This is a genomic window from Streptomyces sp. H51, assembly GCF_035656535.1.
In the GTDB taxonomy this organism is placed as follows: Bacteria; Actinomycetota; Actinomycetes; order Streptomycetales; family Streptomycetaceae; genus Streptomyces.
This window is the reverse complement of the sequence record NZ_JAYMHD010000011.1, coordinates 433,060-450,152: the sequence shown is the minus strand read 5'-3', so window position 1 is coordinate 450,152 and position 17,093 is coordinate 433,060. Positions and strand designations below refer to the sequence as shown.

17 protein-coding genes are annotated in these 17,093 nt (G+C 73.7%); 6 read left to right on the top strand and 11 right to left on the bottom strand.

From position 1 onward, the window contains the following. Nucleotides 1-85 precede the first annotated feature (85 nt). Entirely contained in the window at nt 86-2,605 is a 2,520-nt protein-coding gene (locus VKA29_RS02530) for a helicase C-terminal domain-containing protein (RefSeq protein ID WP_324783457.1), read from the bottom strand. A gap of 188 nt (nt 2,606-2,793) precedes the next feature. Here VKA29_RS02530 and VKA29_RS02525 point away from each other — a divergent pair, with 188 nt between their 5' ends. Both VKA29_RS02525 and VKA29_RS02520 read left to right on the top strand, forming a co-directional pair. Continuing rightward, a complete protein-coding gene (locus VKA29_RS02525) occupies nt 2,794-3,801 on the top strand; it encodes a hypothetical protein (protein WP_324783456.1) in 1,008 nt (335 codons plus the stop codon). Between the two features lie 731 nt (nt 3,802-4,532). After that, nucleotides 4,533-5,165, top strand: coding sequence for an HAD family hydrolase (locus tag VKA29_RS02520; protein ID WP_324783455.1), 633 nt, complete (start codon nt 4,533-4,535; stop codon nt 5,163-5,165). Here VKA29_RS02520 and VKA29_RS02515 read toward each other — a convergent pair. After that, the gene (locus VKA29_RS02515) at nt 5,144-5,392 is read right to left on the bottom strand and encodes a hypothetical protein (RefSeq protein ID WP_324783454.1); all 249 of its coding nucleotides are present in this window, start codon (nt 5,390-5,392) and stop codon (nt 5,144-5,146) included. The genes VKA29_RS02520 and VKA29_RS02515 overlap by 22 nt on opposite strands. 165 nt (nt 5,393-5,557) lie before the next feature. On the opposite strand from VKA29_RS02515, the gene VKA29_RS02510 reads away from it, so the two are divergent. Beyond that, entirely contained in the window at nt 5,558-5,941 is a 384-nt protein-coding gene (locus tag VKA29_RS02510; protein ID WP_324783453.1) for a cold-shock protein, read from the top strand. A 97-nt stretch (nt 5,942-6,038) separates the two neighbouring features. Here VKA29_RS02510 and VKA29_RS02505 read toward each other — a convergent pair whose 3' ends face one another. The 4 genes from VKA29_RS02505 to VKA29_RS02490 form a co-directional block, all read right to left on the bottom strand. Then, nucleotides 6,039-6,890, bottom strand: coding sequence for a 1,4-dihydroxy-6-naphthoate synthase (locus VKA29_RS02505; protein ID WP_324783452.1), 852 nt, complete (start codon nt 6,888-6,890; stop codon nt 6,039-6,041). Next, nucleotides 6,880-7,710 carry a futalosine hydrolase gene (locus VKA29_RS02500; protein ID WP_420718425.1) on the bottom strand — a complete coding sequence of 277 codons (831 nt, stop codon included), beginning with the start codon at nt 7,708-7,710 and terminating at the stop codon, nt 6,880-6,882. The genes VKA29_RS02505 and VKA29_RS02500 overlap by 11 nt, the downstream gene beginning before the upstream one ends. A gap of 38 nt (nt 7,711-7,748) precedes the next feature. Further along, on the bottom strand, nt 7,749-8,237 hold the full coding sequence (locus tag VKA29_RS02495) for a DUF2771 domain-containing protein (RefSeq protein ID WP_324783450.1): 489 nt from the start codon (nt 8,235-8,237) through the stop codon (nt 7,749-7,751). A 61-nt stretch (nt 8,238-8,298) separates the two neighbouring features. Continuing rightward, a complete protein-coding gene (locus VKA29_RS02490; RefSeq protein ID WP_324783449.1) occupies nt 8,299-9,723 on the bottom strand; it encodes an MFS transporter in 1,425 nt (474 codons plus the stop codon). A gap of 279 nt (nt 9,724-10,002) precedes the next feature. On the opposite strand from VKA29_RS02490, the gene VKA29_RS02485 reads away from it, so the two are divergent. After that, nucleotides 10,003-10,929, top strand: a complete 927-nt coding sequence (locus tag VKA29_RS02485; protein WP_324783448.1) for a DUF3027 domain-containing protein — start codon at nt 10,003-10,005, stop codon at nt 10,927-10,929. 57 nt (nt 10,930-10,986) lie between these two features. Here VKA29_RS02485 and VKA29_RS02480 read toward each other — a convergent pair whose 3' ends face one another. Together VKA29_RS02480 and VKA29_RS02475 are read right to left on the bottom strand one after the other, a co-directional pair. Then, nucleotides 10,987-11,874: a hypothetical protein gene (locus VKA29_RS02480; RefSeq protein ID WP_324783447.1), complete on the bottom strand. Its 888-nt coding sequence runs from the start codon at nt 11,872-11,874 to the stop codon at nt 10,987-10,989. A 15-nt stretch (nt 11,875-11,889) separates the two neighbouring features. After that, nucleotides 11,890-12,327 carry an ATP-binding protein gene (locus VKA29_RS02475; RefSeq protein ID WP_324783446.1) on the bottom strand — a complete coding sequence of 146 codons (438 nt, stop codon included), beginning with the start codon at nt 12,325-12,327 and terminating at the stop codon, nt 11,890-11,892. A 161-nt stretch (nt 12,328-12,488) separates the two neighbouring features. On the opposite strand from VKA29_RS02475, the gene VKA29_RS02470 reads away from it, so the two are divergent. Both VKA29_RS02470 and VKA29_RS02465 read left to right on the top strand, forming a co-directional pair. After that, nucleotides 12,489-13,367: a helix-turn-helix transcriptional regulator gene (locus VKA29_RS02470; RefSeq protein ID WP_324783445.1), complete on the top strand. Its 879-nt coding sequence runs from the start codon at nt 12,489-12,491 to the stop codon at nt 13,365-13,367. Further along, nucleotides 13,364-13,573 (top strand): DUF397 domain-containing protein, encoded by a 210-nt coding sequence (locus tag VKA29_RS02465; RefSeq protein ID WP_324783444.1) that lies wholly within the window; start codon nt 13,364-13,366, stop codon nt 13,571-13,573. The genes VKA29_RS02470 and VKA29_RS02465 overlap by 4 nt, the downstream gene beginning before the upstream one ends. 91 nt (nt 13,574-13,664) lie before the next feature. Here the strand turns inward: VKA29_RS02465 and VKA29_RS02460 are convergent, their stop codons facing one another. The 3 genes from VKA29_RS02460 to VKA29_RS02450 form a co-directional block, all read right to left on the bottom strand. Then, nucleotides 13,665-14,729, bottom strand: a complete 1,065-nt coding sequence (locus tag VKA29_RS02460; RefSeq protein ID WP_324783443.1) for a fatty acid desaturase — start codon at nt 14,727-14,729, stop codon at nt 13,665-13,667. A gap of 102 nt (nt 14,730-14,831) precedes the next feature. Beyond that, complete coding sequence (gene dapF / locus VKA29_RS02455) at nt 14,832-15,833, bottom strand: diaminopimelate epimerase (RefSeq protein WP_324783442.1); 1,002 nt, start codon at nt 15,831-15,833, stop codon at nt 14,832-14,834. A 135-nt stretch (nt 15,834-15,968) separates the two neighbouring features. Beyond that, complete coding sequence (locus VKA29_RS02450) at nt 15,969-16,883, bottom strand: hypothetical protein (RefSeq protein ID WP_324783441.1); 915 nt, start codon at nt 16,881-16,883, stop codon at nt 15,969-15,971. Nucleotides 16,884-17,093: the final 210 nt, after the last annotated feature.

Genomic DNA, 17,093 nt, shown 5'->3' with positions numbered 1-17,093 from the left:
TATCGGCCGTTGATCACCGCTGGTCGTCCGGTCGCCGTGGGCCGCCCGGTGACCGCCGGTCGTCGATCACCGTCGTCGATCCGCGTCAGTCGTCCGCGAGTTCGGCGACCCCCGTGATGCGGTGCAGCGGGTAGGTGCGGACCTCGTCCGCCGTGTGGTCGTACGCCGTCACGAAACCGCCCTCGACGCGGACCGGGGCGATGACGCGCCGGCTCGCGGTGCCCTCGGCGTCGACGTACCCGATCCACAGCGTCTCGCCGGTCAGGACGGCCGCCTGCACGGTGGCCAGGGTCTCGGCGGAACTGGTGCGGGGCAGCTCCCCGCGCGCCGCGGGAGCCTGCTTGCGCGGGGCCGTGGACGCCAGATCGCCGGCCCTGACGGCCCGGACCGCGGCCGCGAGGAGCGTGGCGTCCGGCGGCGGCGGGCCCTCCGGGACAGGTTCCGGCGCGGTGCGCGGCGGGGTGCGGCGGGCGTCGGCGCGGGTGATCACGACGTCGCCCTCGGCCGACTCGGCGGCCGGCGCGAAGCCCATCGCCCGCAGCCCCTCCAGCAGGGCCGCCGGGTCGGCCTGAGCGGCCAGCACGGTCGGCGCGAGGCGGCGCAGCCGCAGGGCCGCGGCGCGCCGGTCGGCGAGGATCTCGTTCAGCAGCGCGTCGTCGTCGCAACGCACGTACGCCGAGGCCGCGCCGACGCGCAGATGGCCGTGCCTGCGGGCCACGTCGTCGATCAGGTACGACAGCGGCTGCGGCACCGGTGTGCGGGAGTGCGCGGCGAGGAAGCCGTGCAGGTCGGAGGCGGTCTGGCCGGCGTCCAGGGCACGCCGTACCGAGGCCGGCGTGAAGCGGTAGACCGTCGCCCCGCCCTTGGACTCGATGTCGGCGAGCACGCCCAGCAGGTCGGCGAGCGGCCGCTGGAGCGGGCCGGGCGCCACCGCCGTCAGGTCGGCCTGCAGCAGGACGTGGTCCAGGGGCTCCGGCAGCAGCGGGGCGAGCAGCCGGGCGGCGGCCGTCGCGGCGGCGGCCTGCTCGGCGGGGGAGAGGGCGTCGACGGCGACCGGCGCGTGCGGGACGTGGTGCACGGGCAGCTTGTCGCCGGGGCCCGCCGGCTCCGGCTCCGGTCCCGGCTCGGGTTTCCTCGGCGCGGGCGCGCCCAGCAGCGCCCGCCCGTGCGCGGACAGGGCGCCCCGGCCGGTGACGCCCAGCGCCTCCGCCTCCGACAGTGCCCAGCGGGCCAGCCGGGCGCGCAGGTCGTCGTCCCGGCGCTGCGGGCGCTCCCAGTCCAGGCGGGCGAGCACCGAGTCGGCGGCCGGCGAGGTGCCCTCCGGCAGCCCGGCCAGCAGGGTCAGCACCCGGTGCCGTACCTCGGGCGCCGCGGACCGGTCGAGTCCCGGCCCGAGCGCCGACAGCGTGCGGTCCTTCGCGTCCCGTCCGCCGACCAGCCCCGGCGTCCGGGTCGCCGTCAGCCACGCCCGGGCGAGCCGCGCCCAGCGCTCGGCGGGCGGGCGCCCCAGCCACTCGTCGTAGGCCGGGGTCGCCGCGTACCGCTCGTCGGCCTCCCCGTCGGAGGCGAGCAGGCCCGCCGCGTAGGCGAGTTCGAGCCAGAAGGCGGCGACGGGCTCGGGCACGTCCAGGGCGACCGCGGTGCGCTTGAGGTCGCGCACGCTCAGCCCGCCCGCCCGCAGCACCGCGGGCCCGCCCCCGTCCCAGTCCTTCAGCAGCTCCTCCACCGTCGCCAGCGCCGTGTACGCCTGCCCGGCCGCCGTCGCGTCCACCACCTGCGGAGGGTGCGTGGCGGTGGGTCCGAGCGCGGGCGGCAGCGGCTCGACGGCTCGGTGCGCCCGGCCGCCGCGCAGGTGCAGGGCCACCTCGCGGGGCAGTACGACCGTGCCGGGCGCCGTCGGCAGCAGCAGGCCCCGGTCGAGCAGCCAGCGCAGGTGGGCCGCCGGGTCCGCGGTGACCTGGCCGTACGGCGGCCCCCAGACCAGGCGGTCCAGCACCTCGCGCGCCGGGGGCGGGGCCGTGCCGAGCAGCGCCGCCATCCGGGCGCGGTCGGTGAACAGTCCGGTCAGCGAGGTCACGGCGGAGACGGAGTCGTGCGTCGAGGCCAGCCCGGCCGCCGTCACGATCTCCTGGATGCGTCCCGGCGACATGCCCGACGTCGCCTCCCGCACGGTGGGGCCGAGCCCCGTCGGGGACGGGTGCTGCGGCGACGGCGAGAGCAACTCGCGGGCCGTGCGCACCAGCCGCAGCCGGTCGTCGCCGCCCCACGCCAGCGCCTGCTCGCGCAGCGTGCCGAGGGCGCGGGGCAGCGCGGCGGCGACCGCCGGATCGCCCGCGTCGCCGGTCATCAGCCCGAGCAGCTCCTCGTACGTCGCCGGGTCCGAGGCCACCGCCAGGGCCTGCGCCGTCTGCTGGGCGAAGCGGTCCAGCCGCTCCAGCGCCCGGACCACCGAGGCCCGGGTGCCGGCCCGGGTGGCGAGCTGGGTGAGGTCGGTGGGGACGGGGGTGATGAGATCGGGGCGGGCGCGCAGGAGCGCGGCCAGGGAGGCGTCGTCCCTGACACGGAGGGCCTCTGCGAGTGAACGCGGGGCGGCCGGGGTGCTCATCCGACCCACGGTAGCGGGTGACCGGCCCGCCGACCCGGGCCCCCGGGCCCACGCCGACCGGCCCGGACGTCCCCGCTCCGGCCGCGGCGCGGCACCGCGCGGCGCCCGCCGCCGGGCCGGTCTGTGCCGATCTGCGCTACCTTCGTGCCCACGTGGTATCCAACACGCCCGCCCCGGAGGGGACTTCGTTGGGGATCGAGAGCGACCAGGTCGTCTACGAGTATCTGAGCCGCGTCGGCGACGTGGCGCACCAGCAGCAGTTGCCGTCCGCCACGCGCATGCGGCTGGTGTCCGAACTGCGCAACGAGATCGACCGGCGCCGGGCCAAGGCCACCGCCGACTCCCCGGCCGCCGTCCGCCGCATCATCGACCGGATCGGCAGCCCCGACGAGGTCGTCGCCGCCGCGGGCGGCACCGGCACCGGGCCGGAACCGGCCCCCACGCCGACGCACGTGCCCGCGCAGCGGGACGGCGGGCCCGCCGGCGACACGGGCGACGGCGGCCGGCGCAAGGGCCTGCGCCGCGTCGTGCCGCGCCCGCGGCCCGAGCCGCCCGCCGCCCCCGACGCGCCGCCCCCGGCGAGCGCGCGGGAACCCGGCGCCGGTGCGGCGCCCCCCGACTGGTGGCGGGTGGAGGGCAGGCCGTTCGTGGAGAGCGAGGTGCCAGGCTTCACGGGAGGCATCGAGATCCCGGAACTGCTGCGGCCCCCACGCCCGAGGGAACCGGAGGGCGAGCCGGACCCGGCAGCCGACACGCCCGGGTCCGCGACCACCGATCCCGAGGCCGGCCCCGCCGAGAAGACCTCCGCCGACGCCCCCGCCGCCCCCGCCGCCCGCCGCCGCCTCGCTCTGCCGCTCTCCGGCCGGCGCAACCCGCTGCTGCTGATCGCCGCCGGTCTGCTCGTCGTCGGCGCGGTCCTCGGCAACTGGGTCGCCCTGCTGCTCGGCTGGGCCATCGCCTACGCCTCCCGCCGCCTGACGCAGAACGAGTCCAAGCTCGCCGTCATGGGCATGCCGGGGCTGGCGCTGGCGGCCGGCGCCGGGTGGCTGTGGGGCAGGGCGAACGGCCGCTGGGGCGACCCCATCGCCGAGGGCCACCTCGACGAGGCGATCGGCCAGACCTGGCCATGGGTGGTACGAGCCGCGGCAGTCCTGTCGGCCCTGTACCTGACCTGGCGCTCACAACGCGAGTCGTAGTCCGCGGCCGGCACGAAAGGCGCGCCCGCGCCGGGCCGCGACTCGTGGCGCGCGGCACGGGACGCAGCCCGGCCCGCGCCACGCCGGGACCCATGGACTGCGCGAGGCCCGGCGCCTTCCGCCACGGCCCCCGCCCTGCGCCGCCCCCGCCCTGCGCTGCGCGGGCCCTGCGCCGCCCCTGCCCTGCGCCGCCCCCGCTCTGCGCTGCCCCTGCCCTGCGCTGCCCCTGCCCTGCGCTGCCCCCGCCCTGCGCTGCGCGGGCCCTGCGCCAGGCCCGCAGCCCGGGACGTCGTTCGTGGCGCGGCAGTGGCCCGCGGCCAGGGTTCGGCCAGCGGCAACACAGGCCGTGGTTCGTGGCCGCAGACCGTGGCTCGTGGCCGCAGGCCGTGGTTCGTGGCGCAGGGCGGGACCGCCGACGCCGGTGTGGGTCGTGGCGGGGTGCGGGATCCGCGGAGTGGGGCGGGACCGCCGACGCCGGTGTGGGTCGTGGCGCGGTGCGGGATCCGCGGCGCGGGGCGTGGCCCGCAAGGCGGGCCGTGGATGCGGATGCGGGGCGGGAGGCTGTGGTCCGCGACGCGGCCCGGCAGGCCGGCGCCCGCGACGGGGCGCGCTCGTGGCGCAGGGTGCGCCTGGAGAGCAGGACGTGATCCGCGGGCCCGCGGGGCAGGGCGTGGCTTGCGGCCAGGGGCGGGCGGCTGTTGGCGTGGGCGGCGGTGGGCACAATGGGCGGCATGGCCTTCGCGACCTCTCCCGCGCTCACCGTCGGCTTCGACCTGGACATGACCCTGATCGACTCGCGCCCCGGCATCCGTGCCTGCTACCAGGCGCTGTCGGAGCGGACGGGTACGTACATCGACGCCGACCTCGCGGTCACGCGGCTCGGGCCGCCGCTCGCCGACGAACTCGTCCACTGGTTCCCGGAGGACGAGATAGCGGCCGTGGGCGAGCTGTACCGGTCGATGTACCCGACGATCGCGGTGGCCGCCACGCCCGCGCTGCCCGGCGCGCGGGAGGCGATCGACGCGGTGCGGGCCGCCGGCGGGCGGGCGATCGTCGTCACCGCCAAGTACGAGCCCAACGCCAAGCTGCACCTGGAGCACCTCGGCATGGAGCCCGACGCGGTGATCGGCGACCTGTGGGCAGAGCAGAAGGCGCTGGCGCTGCGCGAGCACGGCGCCGCCGTCTACGTCGGCGACCACACGGGCGACGTGCGGGGCGCGCGCACGGCCGCCGCCGTGTCCGTCGCCGTGGCGACCGGGCCGTGCAGCCCCGAGGAGCTGACGACGGCCGGTGCCGACGTCGTGCTCGGGGACCTCACGGAGTTCCCCGGGTGGCTGGCGGGCTACCGTCCCGCCCGCGCCTGACGGCGCGCCACCGCGATCGAGCGGAGCACGCCGGCGGCGGCGACGAGGAAGCCGACGCCCATGAGCATGCTCAGGCCGAACATGAACGGCGGAAAAGGCTTCGCGTGGAGGAAGAGCGGAGCAACTGTGACGAGTGTGGCCACGGCACCGACGAAGAAGACGATGGCACCGGCACGGATCAGTCGGTCACCGGGCCCGGCGGAATTCGGTTGGGTTTTGTCACGCACCCCACCAGGGTAGTTCCAGCGCGAAGGAACAACCCGGAGACGTCTTGTCACCGGCCTGAAGACCATTAGCCTTGGTAGCGGCGGGTCACGGACGACCCGCTCCAATGCTATCAAGAGCCGTTTCCCGAAGCGGTTTTCCCGACGAGTACGAGGACGAGGACAGACGTGCCTACCGGCAAGGTCAAGTGGTTCAACAGTGAGAAGGGCTTCGGCTTTCTCTCCCGCGACGACGGCGGTGACGTCTTCGTCCATTCCTCGGTCCTCCCCGCCGGAGTCGAGACGCTCAAGCCGGGCCAGCGCGTGGAGTTCGGCGTCGTCGCCGGGCAGCGCGGCGACCAGGCGCTTTCGGTGACCGTCCTCGACCCCACCCCCTCGGTCGCGGCCGCCACGCGCAAGAAGCCGGACGAACTGGCCTCCATCGTCCAGGACCTGACGACCCTCCTCGAGAACATCACCCCGATGCTCGAGAAGGGCCGCTACCCCGAGAAGGCGTCCGGGAAGAAGATCGCCGGCCTGCTCCGCGCGGTCGCCGACCAGCTCGACGTCTGACCCGTCCGTCGCGTCCGACCCGTCCGTCGCGTCCGACCCGCCCGCCGCGGGCGGGCGGTCCGCTACCCGAACACCGGCGTCTACCCGAACACCGGCGTCACGGGAACGCCAGCGCGTCCGCGCCGAGGGGCGGCACCAGCCCCTCGGCCGCCGCGCGGGTGAGCAGCCCGCGGACGGCCGCGTAGCCGTCGTCGCCCAGATCGGCCGTGAAGTCGTTGACGTACAGGCCGATGTGCTGGTCGGCGACGGCCGGGTCCATCTCCTGGGCGTGTTCCATGACGTACGGGCGGGAGGCCGCCGGGTCGGCCCAGGCCGCGCGGACGGACGCGCGGACGGAGTCGGCGAGCAGCGCCAGCGCCTCCGCGCCCAGGGACCGCTTGGCGACGATCGCGCCCAGCGGGATGGGCAGGCCGGTGGTCCGCTCCCAGTGCTCGCCCATGTCCGCGAGCTTGTGCAGGCCGTACTGGTGGTACGTGAAGCGCGCCTCGTGGATCACGAGCCCGGCGTCGACCTTCCCGTCCCGCACGGCCGGCATGATCTCGTGGAACGGCATCACCACGATCTCACCGACCTTCCCCGGGACGGTGTCCGCGGCCCACAGCCGGAACAGCAGGTAAGCCGTCGACTTCTCGCTGGGCACGGCGACCGTACGGCCCGTCAGGTCGACGCCGTGGTCCCGCGTGAGCACCAGCGGCCCGCAGCCCCGGCCCAGCGCGCCCCCGCACGGCAGCAGCGCGTACTCGTCGAGGACGTACGGCAGGACGGCGTACGACACCTTCAGCACGTCGAACTCGCCGCGCTCGGCCATGCCGTTGGTGACGTCGATGTCCGCGAACGTCACGTCCAGCGCGGGCGCGCCCGGGACGCGGCCGTGGGCCAGGGCGTCGAAGACGAAGGTGTCGTTGGGGCAGGGCGAGTACGCGATCCGCAGGGGCTGCTCACTGGTCATGCTTGTTCCAACTCTCCAGGGCGGGCACGAGCTTCCCGAAGCCGTCGGTCAGGGCGGCGAGGGCGTCGGCGATGCGCCAGGCGGCGCGGTCGCGCGGGCCCACCGGGTTGGACACCGCGCGGATCTCCACGACGGGCACGCCGTGCGCCGCGGCCGCCTCGGCGACCCCGAAGCCTTCCATCGCCTCGGCGAGGGCGTCCGGGTGGCGGGCGCGCAGCCGCTCGGCGCGCTCGGCGGTGCCGGTCACCGTGGAGACGGTGAGCACCTCTCCGGTGCGGGCCCCGGTCACGCGCGCGAGGTCTCGTACGAGTGAATCGGGTGGACGGTGGGTGACGGTTCCGAAGCCCAGTTCGGTGACCGGCACGAACCCCTGCGCGGTCTCGGCGCCCAGGTCGGCCGCGGTGATCCGGTCGGCGACGACGAGTGAGCCGACGGGCGCGGCGGGCTGGAAGCCCCCGGCGATCCCGGCGGAGACGACCAGGGTGTACGGGGCGCCGTCGAGGGCCGCGGCGGTCAGGGCGGCGGCGGTACGGGCCCCCGCGAGGGCCGGCCCCACGCCGATCGCCGTCAGATCGACCGCCATCAGATCGGCCGGCGACTCACCGGCTGCCGTCGGATCGGCCGGCGTCGGATCGACCGCCGTCGGATCGGCCGACGACTCACCGGCTGCCGTCTGATCGGCCGCCGACCGGTCGGCCGTCGGCCCACCGCCCGTCGGTGACAGCCGGTGCAGGACCGCGCCCGGGAGCCGCAGCTCCCGGAAGGGCCCCGCGAACGCCCGTGCCACCGCGTCCCGCTCGGCGGGGACGGCGGTGGCCACCAGCACGCGGAGCCCGACGGCAGCGGCAGCGGCAGCGATCAGGCGTCCTTCTTCAGCCTGAACGACCACAGCCCGGTGACCTTGTTGCTGCCCTTCTTGCCGTCGCCCGCCTTGATGGAGACCAGGGTCGAGTTGCCCTGGGCGCCGTACTGGGCGTTGAAGAAGACGCTGCCCGGGATGGTGCGGTAGGTCTTGGTGCTGTCCTCGGTGAGCGGCTGGCCGTTCATCAGGATCGTCCACCGCTTGTCGGCGATGTCGGGGTCGACGCCGAAGCGGACGGTCTCGTCGGGGTCGACCTTGATGGACTTGATGTCCTTGTCCTTCAGGCACTTCGTCAGGTCCGCGACACTCAGGCCCTCGCCCTCGCCACCGCAGGTGGCCTCCTCGCTGACCGAGGAGGAGCCGACCGTGATCGTCGACAGCGGCGTCGGCTTGTCACAGGCCGACAGGACGAGCAGTCCGGCACAAACGGCGCCGGCGGCGGCGACGGCGCGGCGGCGTCGCACAGCGGATTGCATCGAGGTCATGGCCGAAGGCTATCGGGCGGCCCCGACGCCGCGACCAGGCGGGGTACGACGTGCCCGCGCGTTACGCCACGCGGGGCCGTGCGGAGCCGCCGTGCCGGGCCGACCCGATCAGCCCGCGGAAGGTGGTGAGCCACCCCAGCGCGAGGACCGCCGCGGCCACGCACAGGCCCGCCGTGCCGTTCAGCGGCATCACGATGCCTATCGCGCCGCCCAGCACCCACGACACCTGCATCAGCGTCTCCGAGCGGGCGAACGCCGAGGTGCGCACCAGCTCGGGCACGTCCCGCTGGATCAGCGCGTCCAGCGACAGCTTCGCCAGCGCCTGCGAGAACCCGGCGACCGCGGTCAGGCACGCCACCAGGAACCCGCCGAAGAACACCGCCGCCGTGATCGCCGCGCCCAGCACGAACGCCAGCACCGTCACGATGATGATCTCCGGCGCCCGGGCGCGCAGCCACGCCCCGACCGCCGTGCCGAGCGCGTTGCCCGCGCCCGCCGCGACGGCCACGATGCCCAGCGACACGGCCGCGTTGGATCCGGTCAGCGGGTGCTCGCGCAGCAGGAAGGCGAGGAAGAACGTCAGGAAGCCCGACAGCCAGCGCAGGGCGGCGTTCGCGCCGAGCGCGTGGGTGACCGCGAGACCGACCGTCCTGAGGCCCGGGCGCTTCACCGGCTTGAGGTGCGGCCCGTGCAGGTGCGCCTCGTCCGCGGCGAGCAGCGCCACGTCCTCGCCCTTGGCGGAGTCCACCTTCGGCGGCAGCGAGAAGGACAGGAACGTGCCCACGACGAAGATCACGAAGGCGCCGTAGAGCGGCCAGCGCGGACCGATCGCGTGCAGCCCGGCGCCGATCGGGGCGGCCACCCCGGTGGCCAGCAGCCCGCCGAGGGTGACCCGCGAGTTCGCCTTCACCAGGGAGAACTTCGGCGGCAGCAGACGCGGCACGACGGCGCTCCTGACCACGCCGTACGCCTTCGAGGCGACCAGCACCCCCAGCGCCGCCGGATACAGCTGGATGCTGCCGGTGGAGACGGCACCGGCGATGATCAGCGCGAGCAGCGCCCGGGCCAGCATCGCGCCCGCCATCGCGGCGCGGCGGCCGTGCGGCAGACGGTCGAGCAGCGGCCCGATCACCGGCGCGAGGACGGTGAAGGGCGCCATGGTGATCGCGAGGTAGAGGGCGACCCGCCCGCGCGCCTCGTCGGTCGGCACGGAGAAGAAGACGGTGGAGGCGAGGGCGATCGTGATCATCACGTCGCCGGCGCCGTTCACACCGTGCAGTTCGATCAGCTTGCCCAGGCCGGACTCGCCCGCGCCGTGCGCGTGGGTGGCCTTCCTGATCCCGCGCACGGTCCCGGTGAACGGGAAGTGCAGGGCACGGCCGACCGCGCGGACGGACCCGCCGAACCGGCCCGAACCGCCACTCCGGCCCTTCCCCCTGACCCCACCCACACCGGCGGTCCCCTGGGGCGTCCTTGCGGCTGCCACGACGCAATAGTGCCCCGATAACGGTGTGCGTAGTGCGGTTACCGCGCGTATGGAGCCGACCGGACTCGTGGAGAGGGACCTTTTCCGACCCGTCGGTGTAGGCCGCGCGCACGCGAGAAGGTAGCGTGCCTATCTCAGCCATGCCGCAGAATGGATGGCAGAGGTGCGCCCGAGCGCGATCGGGCGTGGACGTCGACGCGGTCCCCGGGTCCGCTCCGTCCGCCCCGCCGCCGCCAGGCAGCCGCACCTGTGAGACGGCGTAGGAGAGAAGCGATACCTGTGAGCGCAGCGACCACGCGAAGCCGCACCCCCGACCGCCTGTGCGCCGAGGCCGTCGACCTCGCCCGCGCCACAGCCGAGGAGGCCGCCGCGCCGGGGATCGTCGGCGGACACGAGGGACTCGTGTCCGAGGGCGACCGCGTCGTCACGCACTTCTTCGCCTGCAAGGAACTCGGCTACCGCGGCTGGCGCTGGGCGGTGACCGTGGCCCGCGCCTCCCGCGCCAAGGTCGTCACCGTCGACGAGGTGGTGCTGCTGCCCGGCCCGGACGCCGTGCTCGCGCCGGAGTGGGTGCCGTGGAGCGAGCGGCTGCGCCCCGGCGACATGGGGCCCGGCGACCTGCTGCCCACCGACGCCGAGGACCTGCGCCTGGAGCCCGGCTTCACCGGCGAGGACGAACCGGCGCCGAACGCCGCCGTCTCCGAGGACATGGCGGAGCTGGCCGAGGCGGAGGACGCGGAAGTCACGGCGGGCACCCCGGCCAACCTCCCGGTCGTCCCGTCCCGCGGCTCCATCGCGGCCGTCGCCGAGGAACTGGGCATGCGCCGCGCCCGCGTCCTGTCCCGGTACGGCCTGCACACTGCCGCGGACCGCTGGGAGGAGGCGTACGGCTCCAAGACCCCGATGGCCCAGGCGGCACCGGCGTCCTGCGTCAGCTGCGGCTTCCTGGTCCGCATCGGCGGCTCCCTCGGGCAGGCCTTCGGCGTCTGCGCCAACGAGTTCTCCCCGGCCGACGGCCGCGTGGTCTCCCTGGCCTATGGCTGCGGCGGCCACTCCGAGGCCGCGGTCATGCCGAAGGCGCCCCAGCCGGCCCCGCCGGTGATCGACGAGACCAAGGTCGACGCCTTCCCCCTCCGCCCGGCCCCCGACTCCGGCTCGGTCCCGGCCGTCACGGACGAGGCCGCGGCGGAACTGGGCCACTCCTAGCCCCCGACGGCCCGCCGCCGAGCCGCCGGCCCGCGCCCACCCGGGCACGGGCCCGGCTCACCGCTCCGTGAAGATGTCCTCGGCGGTGGTGGTGATCACGGCACGCCGGTGCCAGCGGCGCAGGGTCTCAAGGTCGTCACACCCGATGACCCGCTCACGAACGGCTCCGGGGACATGGATGCCCCGCACCTCCAGCACCTCCAGGACGTCCCAGGCGGCCCGCTGAGCCTGCCCCTCGACGCGGCCTTCCTCCCGGATTTCTCGGGGTAGGGGCAATTTGCAGAAGGAGAGGTCCACGGCCACCAGCTTCCTCCAGATATCTGCGGCGGGGTTTTCGCCAAGCCCTTGTGCAACGAGTCCGACGATCGGGTTGGCGAGCGCCGCGGGCTCGTCCCGCAGAGCCGCGGTCATCGCTTTGAGCATGGTCTCGATGGCCGGATTCGCGGCGTGGGTGATGGCGGACAGTGCGGCGAGTGCGAGGTCCTCGCGGACCTCGGCCGGGTCGGTGAGCACCGGCATGCTGCGTGGTCCCGTGACCAGCGGATGCAGGGTGAGCAGGGGCGACTGGGGATGCCCGAAGACCACCGGGCGCGCCGCCCATGCCACGATGGCGGGATCCTGGCAGAGGACCAGCAGCATCGGCTGCAACCGGTACTTCATGAGCAGGTAGGACGCGTAGTGCGCCCAGCTCGCAGGCTTGTCCGGGTCCTTCGAGCCCTGGGCCTCGACCGCCAGGAGCAGCGGCTCGTCGTGCTCCGTCTCCAGCCTGAGCAGAATGTCGGCCCGGCGTTCCAACGGGTGGGCCGCCTCGGTGACGTCGGTGGGCAGGATGGTGACCGATGTGGGCGGGGTGAAGTCGATGCCCAGCACGTCGGACACCCGGGAGAACAGCCGCGGGTGGTCCTGGAAGATGCGGTGCATCGCCTCGTGGGACGAACCGACCATGGGGTCTCCTCAGATTCAGAAGGTGGGTTCCGGCGCCGAGAGGCGTACCTCGGCCCAGACGGTCTTGCGCGGGAAGCGCCCGTCGGACACGCCCCAGCGGTCGGCGAGTGCCTCGACGAGCACCAGGCCCCGGCCGGATTCGGCTCCGGGGTCGGCGGAGGCGGGTCGGCGCCGGGGCGGTTCGTCGCCCCGGGTGTCGGTCACCTCGATGCGGAGGGTGCCGGCCACGACGTGGAGCGTGAGCCGGAAGTCCCGTCCCGGTACGCGGCCGTGGGTCGCCGCGTTGACGGCCAGCTCCGCGATGATCTGGCGGGCGGGGTCCAGCGGCAGGCCCCAGGAACGGAGTTGTTCCACCCCGAGCAGCCGGGCGAGGCGGGCGCCGCGGGGCGTCGGGGAGAGCCGCACGTGGAAGTGGCGCACGGGGTTGGCGAGTTCGGCGGTTTGCTGATTCACGTCACTCAGCGTGGCGGTGTCTGCTTATCGTGGACAGTGACTCAGTGAGTACGTACGGTCACTGTCCGGAGCTTGTCCGGTGCTGTCGGGGCTGTGCCGACGGTTGGTACGGGTAGGGCGCCGGGTGCGCGTCACGGACGGTTCCGAGGGAGAGGTGCGGCATGACGGCAGTCGAGGCGGAGGCGGGGCGGCTCAAGGACGAGGCGGACGAGCCGGGCTGGGAGGTCGACCCGGACGACGAGTGGGGCGTCGCGGTCATCACCACGGTGGGGCGGCAGGTGAAGCTGCGGCGCGAGGCGGTGGGGATGCGGGCCGCCGAGTTCGGGAGGGCGGTCGGCTACGGCGAGGACATGGTCTACAAGATCGAGGGCGGCAAGCGGATCCCCCGGCAGGAGTTCCTGGACAAGGCGGACGAGGTGCTGGAGGCGGGCGGGCTGATCGCGGCGACGTGGGAGGACGTGAAGAAGGTCCGGTACCCGAAGAAGGTGCGGGCGCTGGGCAAGTTGGAAGCGACAGCGGTTGAGATCGGCCTGTACGAGTGCAACATCATCCCGGGTCTGTTGCAGACACCGGAGCATGTGCGGGCTCTGATCACGGCAGCACAGCCGCCGTACTCGCCCGATGACGTGGAACGCATGGTGGCCGCGCGATTGGCCAGGCGATCGGTCTTCGAACGTGATCCCGCTCCTTCCATCCACTTCGTGGTGGAAGAGGCGCCCCTGCGACGGCAGATTGCGGGCACAATGGCGTGGCGACAGCAACTCGAACATCTGCTGGAGGTGGGGCGGTTGAACCACGTCACGCTTCAGGTCATGCCGACGAATACCGAAGCCCACCCGGGCTTGGACGGCAGGATCGAGCTGCTGAAGTTTCCGGATGGCATGGCTGTGGGGCGTGCCGACGGCCTGTTCAACAGTCGCCCAGTCTCCGACCCCAGGCAGCTCCGTATCTTGGAGCTGCAATATGGCACCATCCGGGCACAAGCCCTCCCGCCGAGGGAGTCGTTCGCCTTCATCGAGAAACTGCTGGGAGAGACATGATGCGCAAGGCCTCCGCCGGGGGAACCTCCGAACTGGCGTGGTTCAAGAGCAGCTACAGCGGTGGTACCAACGGCGAGTCCTGTGTCGAGATCGCCACTGTTCCCGGCACCGTCCACGTCCGCGACTCCAAGAACGTCGCGGGTCCCCGCCTCGCCTTCGCCCCGGACACGTGGGCACGTTTCGTCCCGTACGCATCCGAGGGCTGAGAGCACCGCCTGGTCCGCCTGCTACTCGACCAGCAGGCGGACCAGCTGATCGAGTTCGGACCACTGGAGCGCGGGGGCGGGGGAGCCCGCCTCACCTGTGTTCGGGGGCGCTGTCGAGCGGTACGAGGGCCGTCGGGACGGCGGTGGCGTCGGCGGCCGATGCCAGCGCCCGGCGGTGGCGGCGGAGCACCGCGGACTCGCCCAGCAGCAGGGAGCGCGGCCGGTAGGCGGGGCCGTGCAGGGAGCTCTCCAGCGCGGGGAGGTAGTTCCAGCGCACCGCCGGGTGCGCGGAGTGCGCGAAGTGGTACAGGTCGCCGTACGGCAGCCAGGTGCCGCGGGCGAGCAGGGCGAGGAGCGCGTTGCGCGGGTACAGCCGCAGGCAGCGGCCCGCCTCCACGGCGACGGGTGGTCCGGTCACCGGCTCCGGGTCGAACCAGCGGTGCTCGACGAGCAGGGACATCCACGCGAGCTGCGGGTACAGCAGCAGCCGGGGCAGCACCAGGGCGAACACGGCCGTCTCCCAGCCGAAGGCGAGGACCGCGGCCGCCGTCACCGCCACCGGCCCGGCCGCTCGCAGACGTCCGGCGCCGGGCTCCCGCCGGAGGGCGGCCAGGCCGCGCAGGGTGCCGTAGGCGCCGGACGGGGTGAGCGGGTGGACCATGCCGAGCAGGCACCGCGCCGTCGTGGCCCCGGGCCGCAGGCCGGCCGCGTGGAGTTCGGCCAGGTTGGGATCGGCTCCGGCGACCGTCGCGTTCGGATGGTGCTCGCGTACGTGCCGGCGCCGCCGTACGGACACGGGGACGAAGCCCAGAGGGATGTGGACGGCCGTCTCGGCGAGCAGCATGTTCAGCCGGCCGCTCCGTATCAGCACGCCGTGCACCGCGAAGTGGCTGACCTCTTGCAGGTGACGGAATTTCACCGCACCCGCGAGCGCGGCGGCCGCGCAGCCCCAGGGGCCACCGCGCGCGGCCACCCCGCACCATCCGGCGAGCTCCAGCCAGTGCCCGAGCAGCAGAAGTACGGGCGTGACGTCGTTCAGCCGCTCACGCTGGAGCCGCATCACCGAACGGAGCGAGTCCGGTGTGTGCCGTCCCCGCGCCGGGCTGAACCACCACCGGTCCGCCTGCCGCAGCGCGATCCCCACCGTGACAGCCATCAGAGCGGCCGACAGCGCCCCCAACGTCGTCCCCTTCCCCTCGTCCCCCACCGGGAGCGGCACGGGGCGGGGACGGCCGTCGGGACAGTGCCCGGCCGGCGGTCAGACCTCGGTCGGGTGGATGCCCGCCTCGTGCAGCACCTTCAGGTTTTCCCGGCTCAGCTCCGCGAACGCGCTGATTTCCGCCATGTGTGCGGCGCCCGCGTACTCCACCGGGCCGTCACCCAGCAGCACCGCGGGGTCGAGTTCCGCCTCGTACACGACGGTGGCGTTGCCCTCCAGCACCGGCTGCCACACGCCCCCGGTCGTCTGGAGGAAGCTCCGGGCGACACCTCCGGGGTTGCGCACGGTCACCGGCCGCTCGGGATCGACCAGCCCGAGCCGGGACAGGGTGGCACGGGAGGCCGCGATGCCCGAGCCGCACGACGGGGTCAGCCCGGCCCCCCGCTCGTAGGTGTGGATGAACACCTCGTCGTCCGACAGCGGCAGCACGAAGGAGAGATTGGCACCGATCGGGAACACCTCCGGTGAACCGGCGACGCGCCGCCCGGTCTCGATCAGCTCGGCCTCGTCGTACACGTCGATCACCGTGATCAGGTGCGAGTTCGGCACCGCGACCGCCGTCACGTGGCGCGACGGGTGGAAGGCCGGAAGCAGCCGGTCCACGTACTCGCCGTGCGGTCCCGCCTCCGCCACGATCGGCTCGCCCGGAGCGAAATCGACGGCGGGCAGCTCCACCGACACCTGCCGCACGCCGTGGGACGTACGGCCCCGGTCGCGCACGGTGAAGGAGTACGGCCCCTGCTCCACGACGACGGAATCCGCCTGGTGCCGGTCCAGCAGTATCCGGCCCGCGCACCGCATCCCGTTGCCGCACAGCAGCGCCTCGGACCCGTCCGGGTTGTAGAACCAGGCCCTCGCCGTGCCGTCGCCGTGATCGGCGACGAAGTACACGCCGTCACCGCCCAGCCCTCGCTTGCGGTCGCACAGCAGCCCTACGGCCCGGGTCAGCTCGTCCGCCGAGAAGTGGTCGAGCGGGGCACCGTCCACCACGAAGATGTCGTTCCGGGAACCGTGGGCCTTGGTGAGCGAGAGAGTGGACATCACGTACTTTCCGTCGCGCTGTGACTTCGCGCCGTCCCGCGAGGTCCGGACCGGCCGTGGTTCCATGCTAGCGAAGGCCGTTCGATGTCACGGAACGTGACGGACAGGGGAGGTGTGCGGCGAGCCGAGCGGATCTCAGAGACGGGCCGCCGTTCCACGGACGGCAGCGGCGTCCCACGTCCCGGCGTCCAGCATGGGTCGGACGGTCGACTCGTAGGACTGGAGGGCGAACGGTGCCGAGTCCGGTCCATGCCCCCAGACGGACTCGAAACGGCCCGCCCAGCGCTCGACGTGCTTGAAGTACACGGAGCTGCGGCCCCGCCGGTAGTCGGCGTCTCCCTGCTCCTCCTCCAGGAGGACCGCCGCCTTCGACACCACGACGAAGTCCACGGCCTGGTCGGCCCGCAACCGGTCCCGCACGGCAAGCGCACACTGCACGCCCAATGAGCGGTGGTGATCGACGAGCTGGAGGAAGGAGCGGGCGAAGTCCTCCCTGGTGAGGTCGTCCTGCCAGCAGATGAACAGGCGTTGGACGGTCCCTCCCGCCTCGATCAGTCGCCGGTTGACGGTCAGATACTCCCGCCGCTGCGTCAGCAGATCGGGGCTGGTGGTGAGGTCGGCCGCCAGGACCCGCTTGGGTTCGGTCCGGGAGTCGATGAGGGCCTGGAAGAGCAGTACGGACAACCGGGGCACCTCGGACGCGTACACCTGGAGATGTCCGTCGGCGATCTCACCGAACCCGGCGATGAGTTCTCGTTCCAGCTGTTCACGGACCAGCGCGAAGTACCGGGCGTCCGCCATGTGCCGGTCGTTGGCCCGGCGGAGCTGGATGTAGATGCGGCGCAACCACATGTGGTTGGCGACCATGAGCAGCAGCAGTACGGTCTCCGCCGCCAGCAGGAGGTCCTTGAGCATGCTCTTCTCGGCGACCCAGGCCGCGACGGGAATGGCGATACCGGCGAGGCCCACCAGTGCGTTCAGCACCTGGGACGACAATGCCTCCGCCACACGCGCACTGAGGTCCCGGCGTGGCTGTGTGGTGGTTGTCATGCGCTTCATCCCCCAGGCGAGTGCACAGTCGCCCTACATCTTCGGTGCTCTGGTTACGGACAGGCAAGGGCTCTTTGCAGCCAGTGACGGCGTCCCGGTTGCTCGGTACCCCTGGCCAGTGACTCCGGCAGGGAGCGAGCCCCGGGCGGCGACTGCCGGTTCCGGTGAGTCCAGGGGCTGATCCGGCCCCGTCCGCCCGCGCTTCGGGCG

What these genes read in the sequence shown, in the direction of transcription:
- VKA29_RS02460 (WP_324783443.1), bottom strand. Translation starts at nt 14,729, where the DNA reads ATGGCTGTCACGGTGGGGATCGCGCTGCGGCAGGCGGACCGGTGGTGG.
- dapF (WP_324783442.1), bottom strand. Translation starts at nt 15,833, where the DNA reads ATGTCCACTCTCTCGCTCACCAAGGCCCACGGTTCCCGGAACGACATC.
- VKA29_RS02465 (WP_324783444.1), top strand. Translation starts at nt 13,364, where the DNA reads ATGATGCGCAAGGCCTCCGCCGGGGGAACCTCCGAACTGGCGTGGTTC.
- VKA29_RS02495 (WP_324783450.1), bottom strand. Translation starts at nt 8,237, where the DNA reads ATGACCTCGATGCAATCCGCTGTGCGACGCCGCCGCGCCGTCGCCGCC.
- VKA29_RS02480 (WP_324783447.1), bottom strand. Translation starts at nt 11,874, where the DNA reads ATGGTCGGTTCGTCCCACGAGGCGATGCACCGCATCTTCCAGGACCAC.
- VKA29_RS02520 (WP_324783455.1), top strand. Translation starts at nt 4,533, where the DNA reads ATGGCCTTCGCGACCTCTCCCGCGCTCACCGTCGGCTTCGACCTGGAC.
- VKA29_RS02505 (WP_324783452.1), bottom strand. Translation starts at nt 6,890, where the DNA reads ATGACCAGTGAGCAGCCCCTGCGGATCGCGTACTCGCCCTGCCCCAAC.
- VKA29_RS02470 (WP_324783445.1), top strand. Translation starts at nt 12,489, where the DNA reads ATGACGGCAGTCGAGGCGGAGGCGGGGCGGCTCAAGGACGAGGCGGAC.
- VKA29_RS02530 (WP_324783457.1), bottom strand. Translation starts at nt 2,605, where the DNA reads ATGAGCACCCCGGCCGCCCCGCGTTCACTCGCAGAGGCCCTCCGTGTC.
- VKA29_RS02450 (WP_324783441.1), bottom strand. Translation starts at nt 16,883, where the DNA reads ATGACAACCACCACACAGCCACGCCGGGACCTCAGTGCGCGTGTGGCG.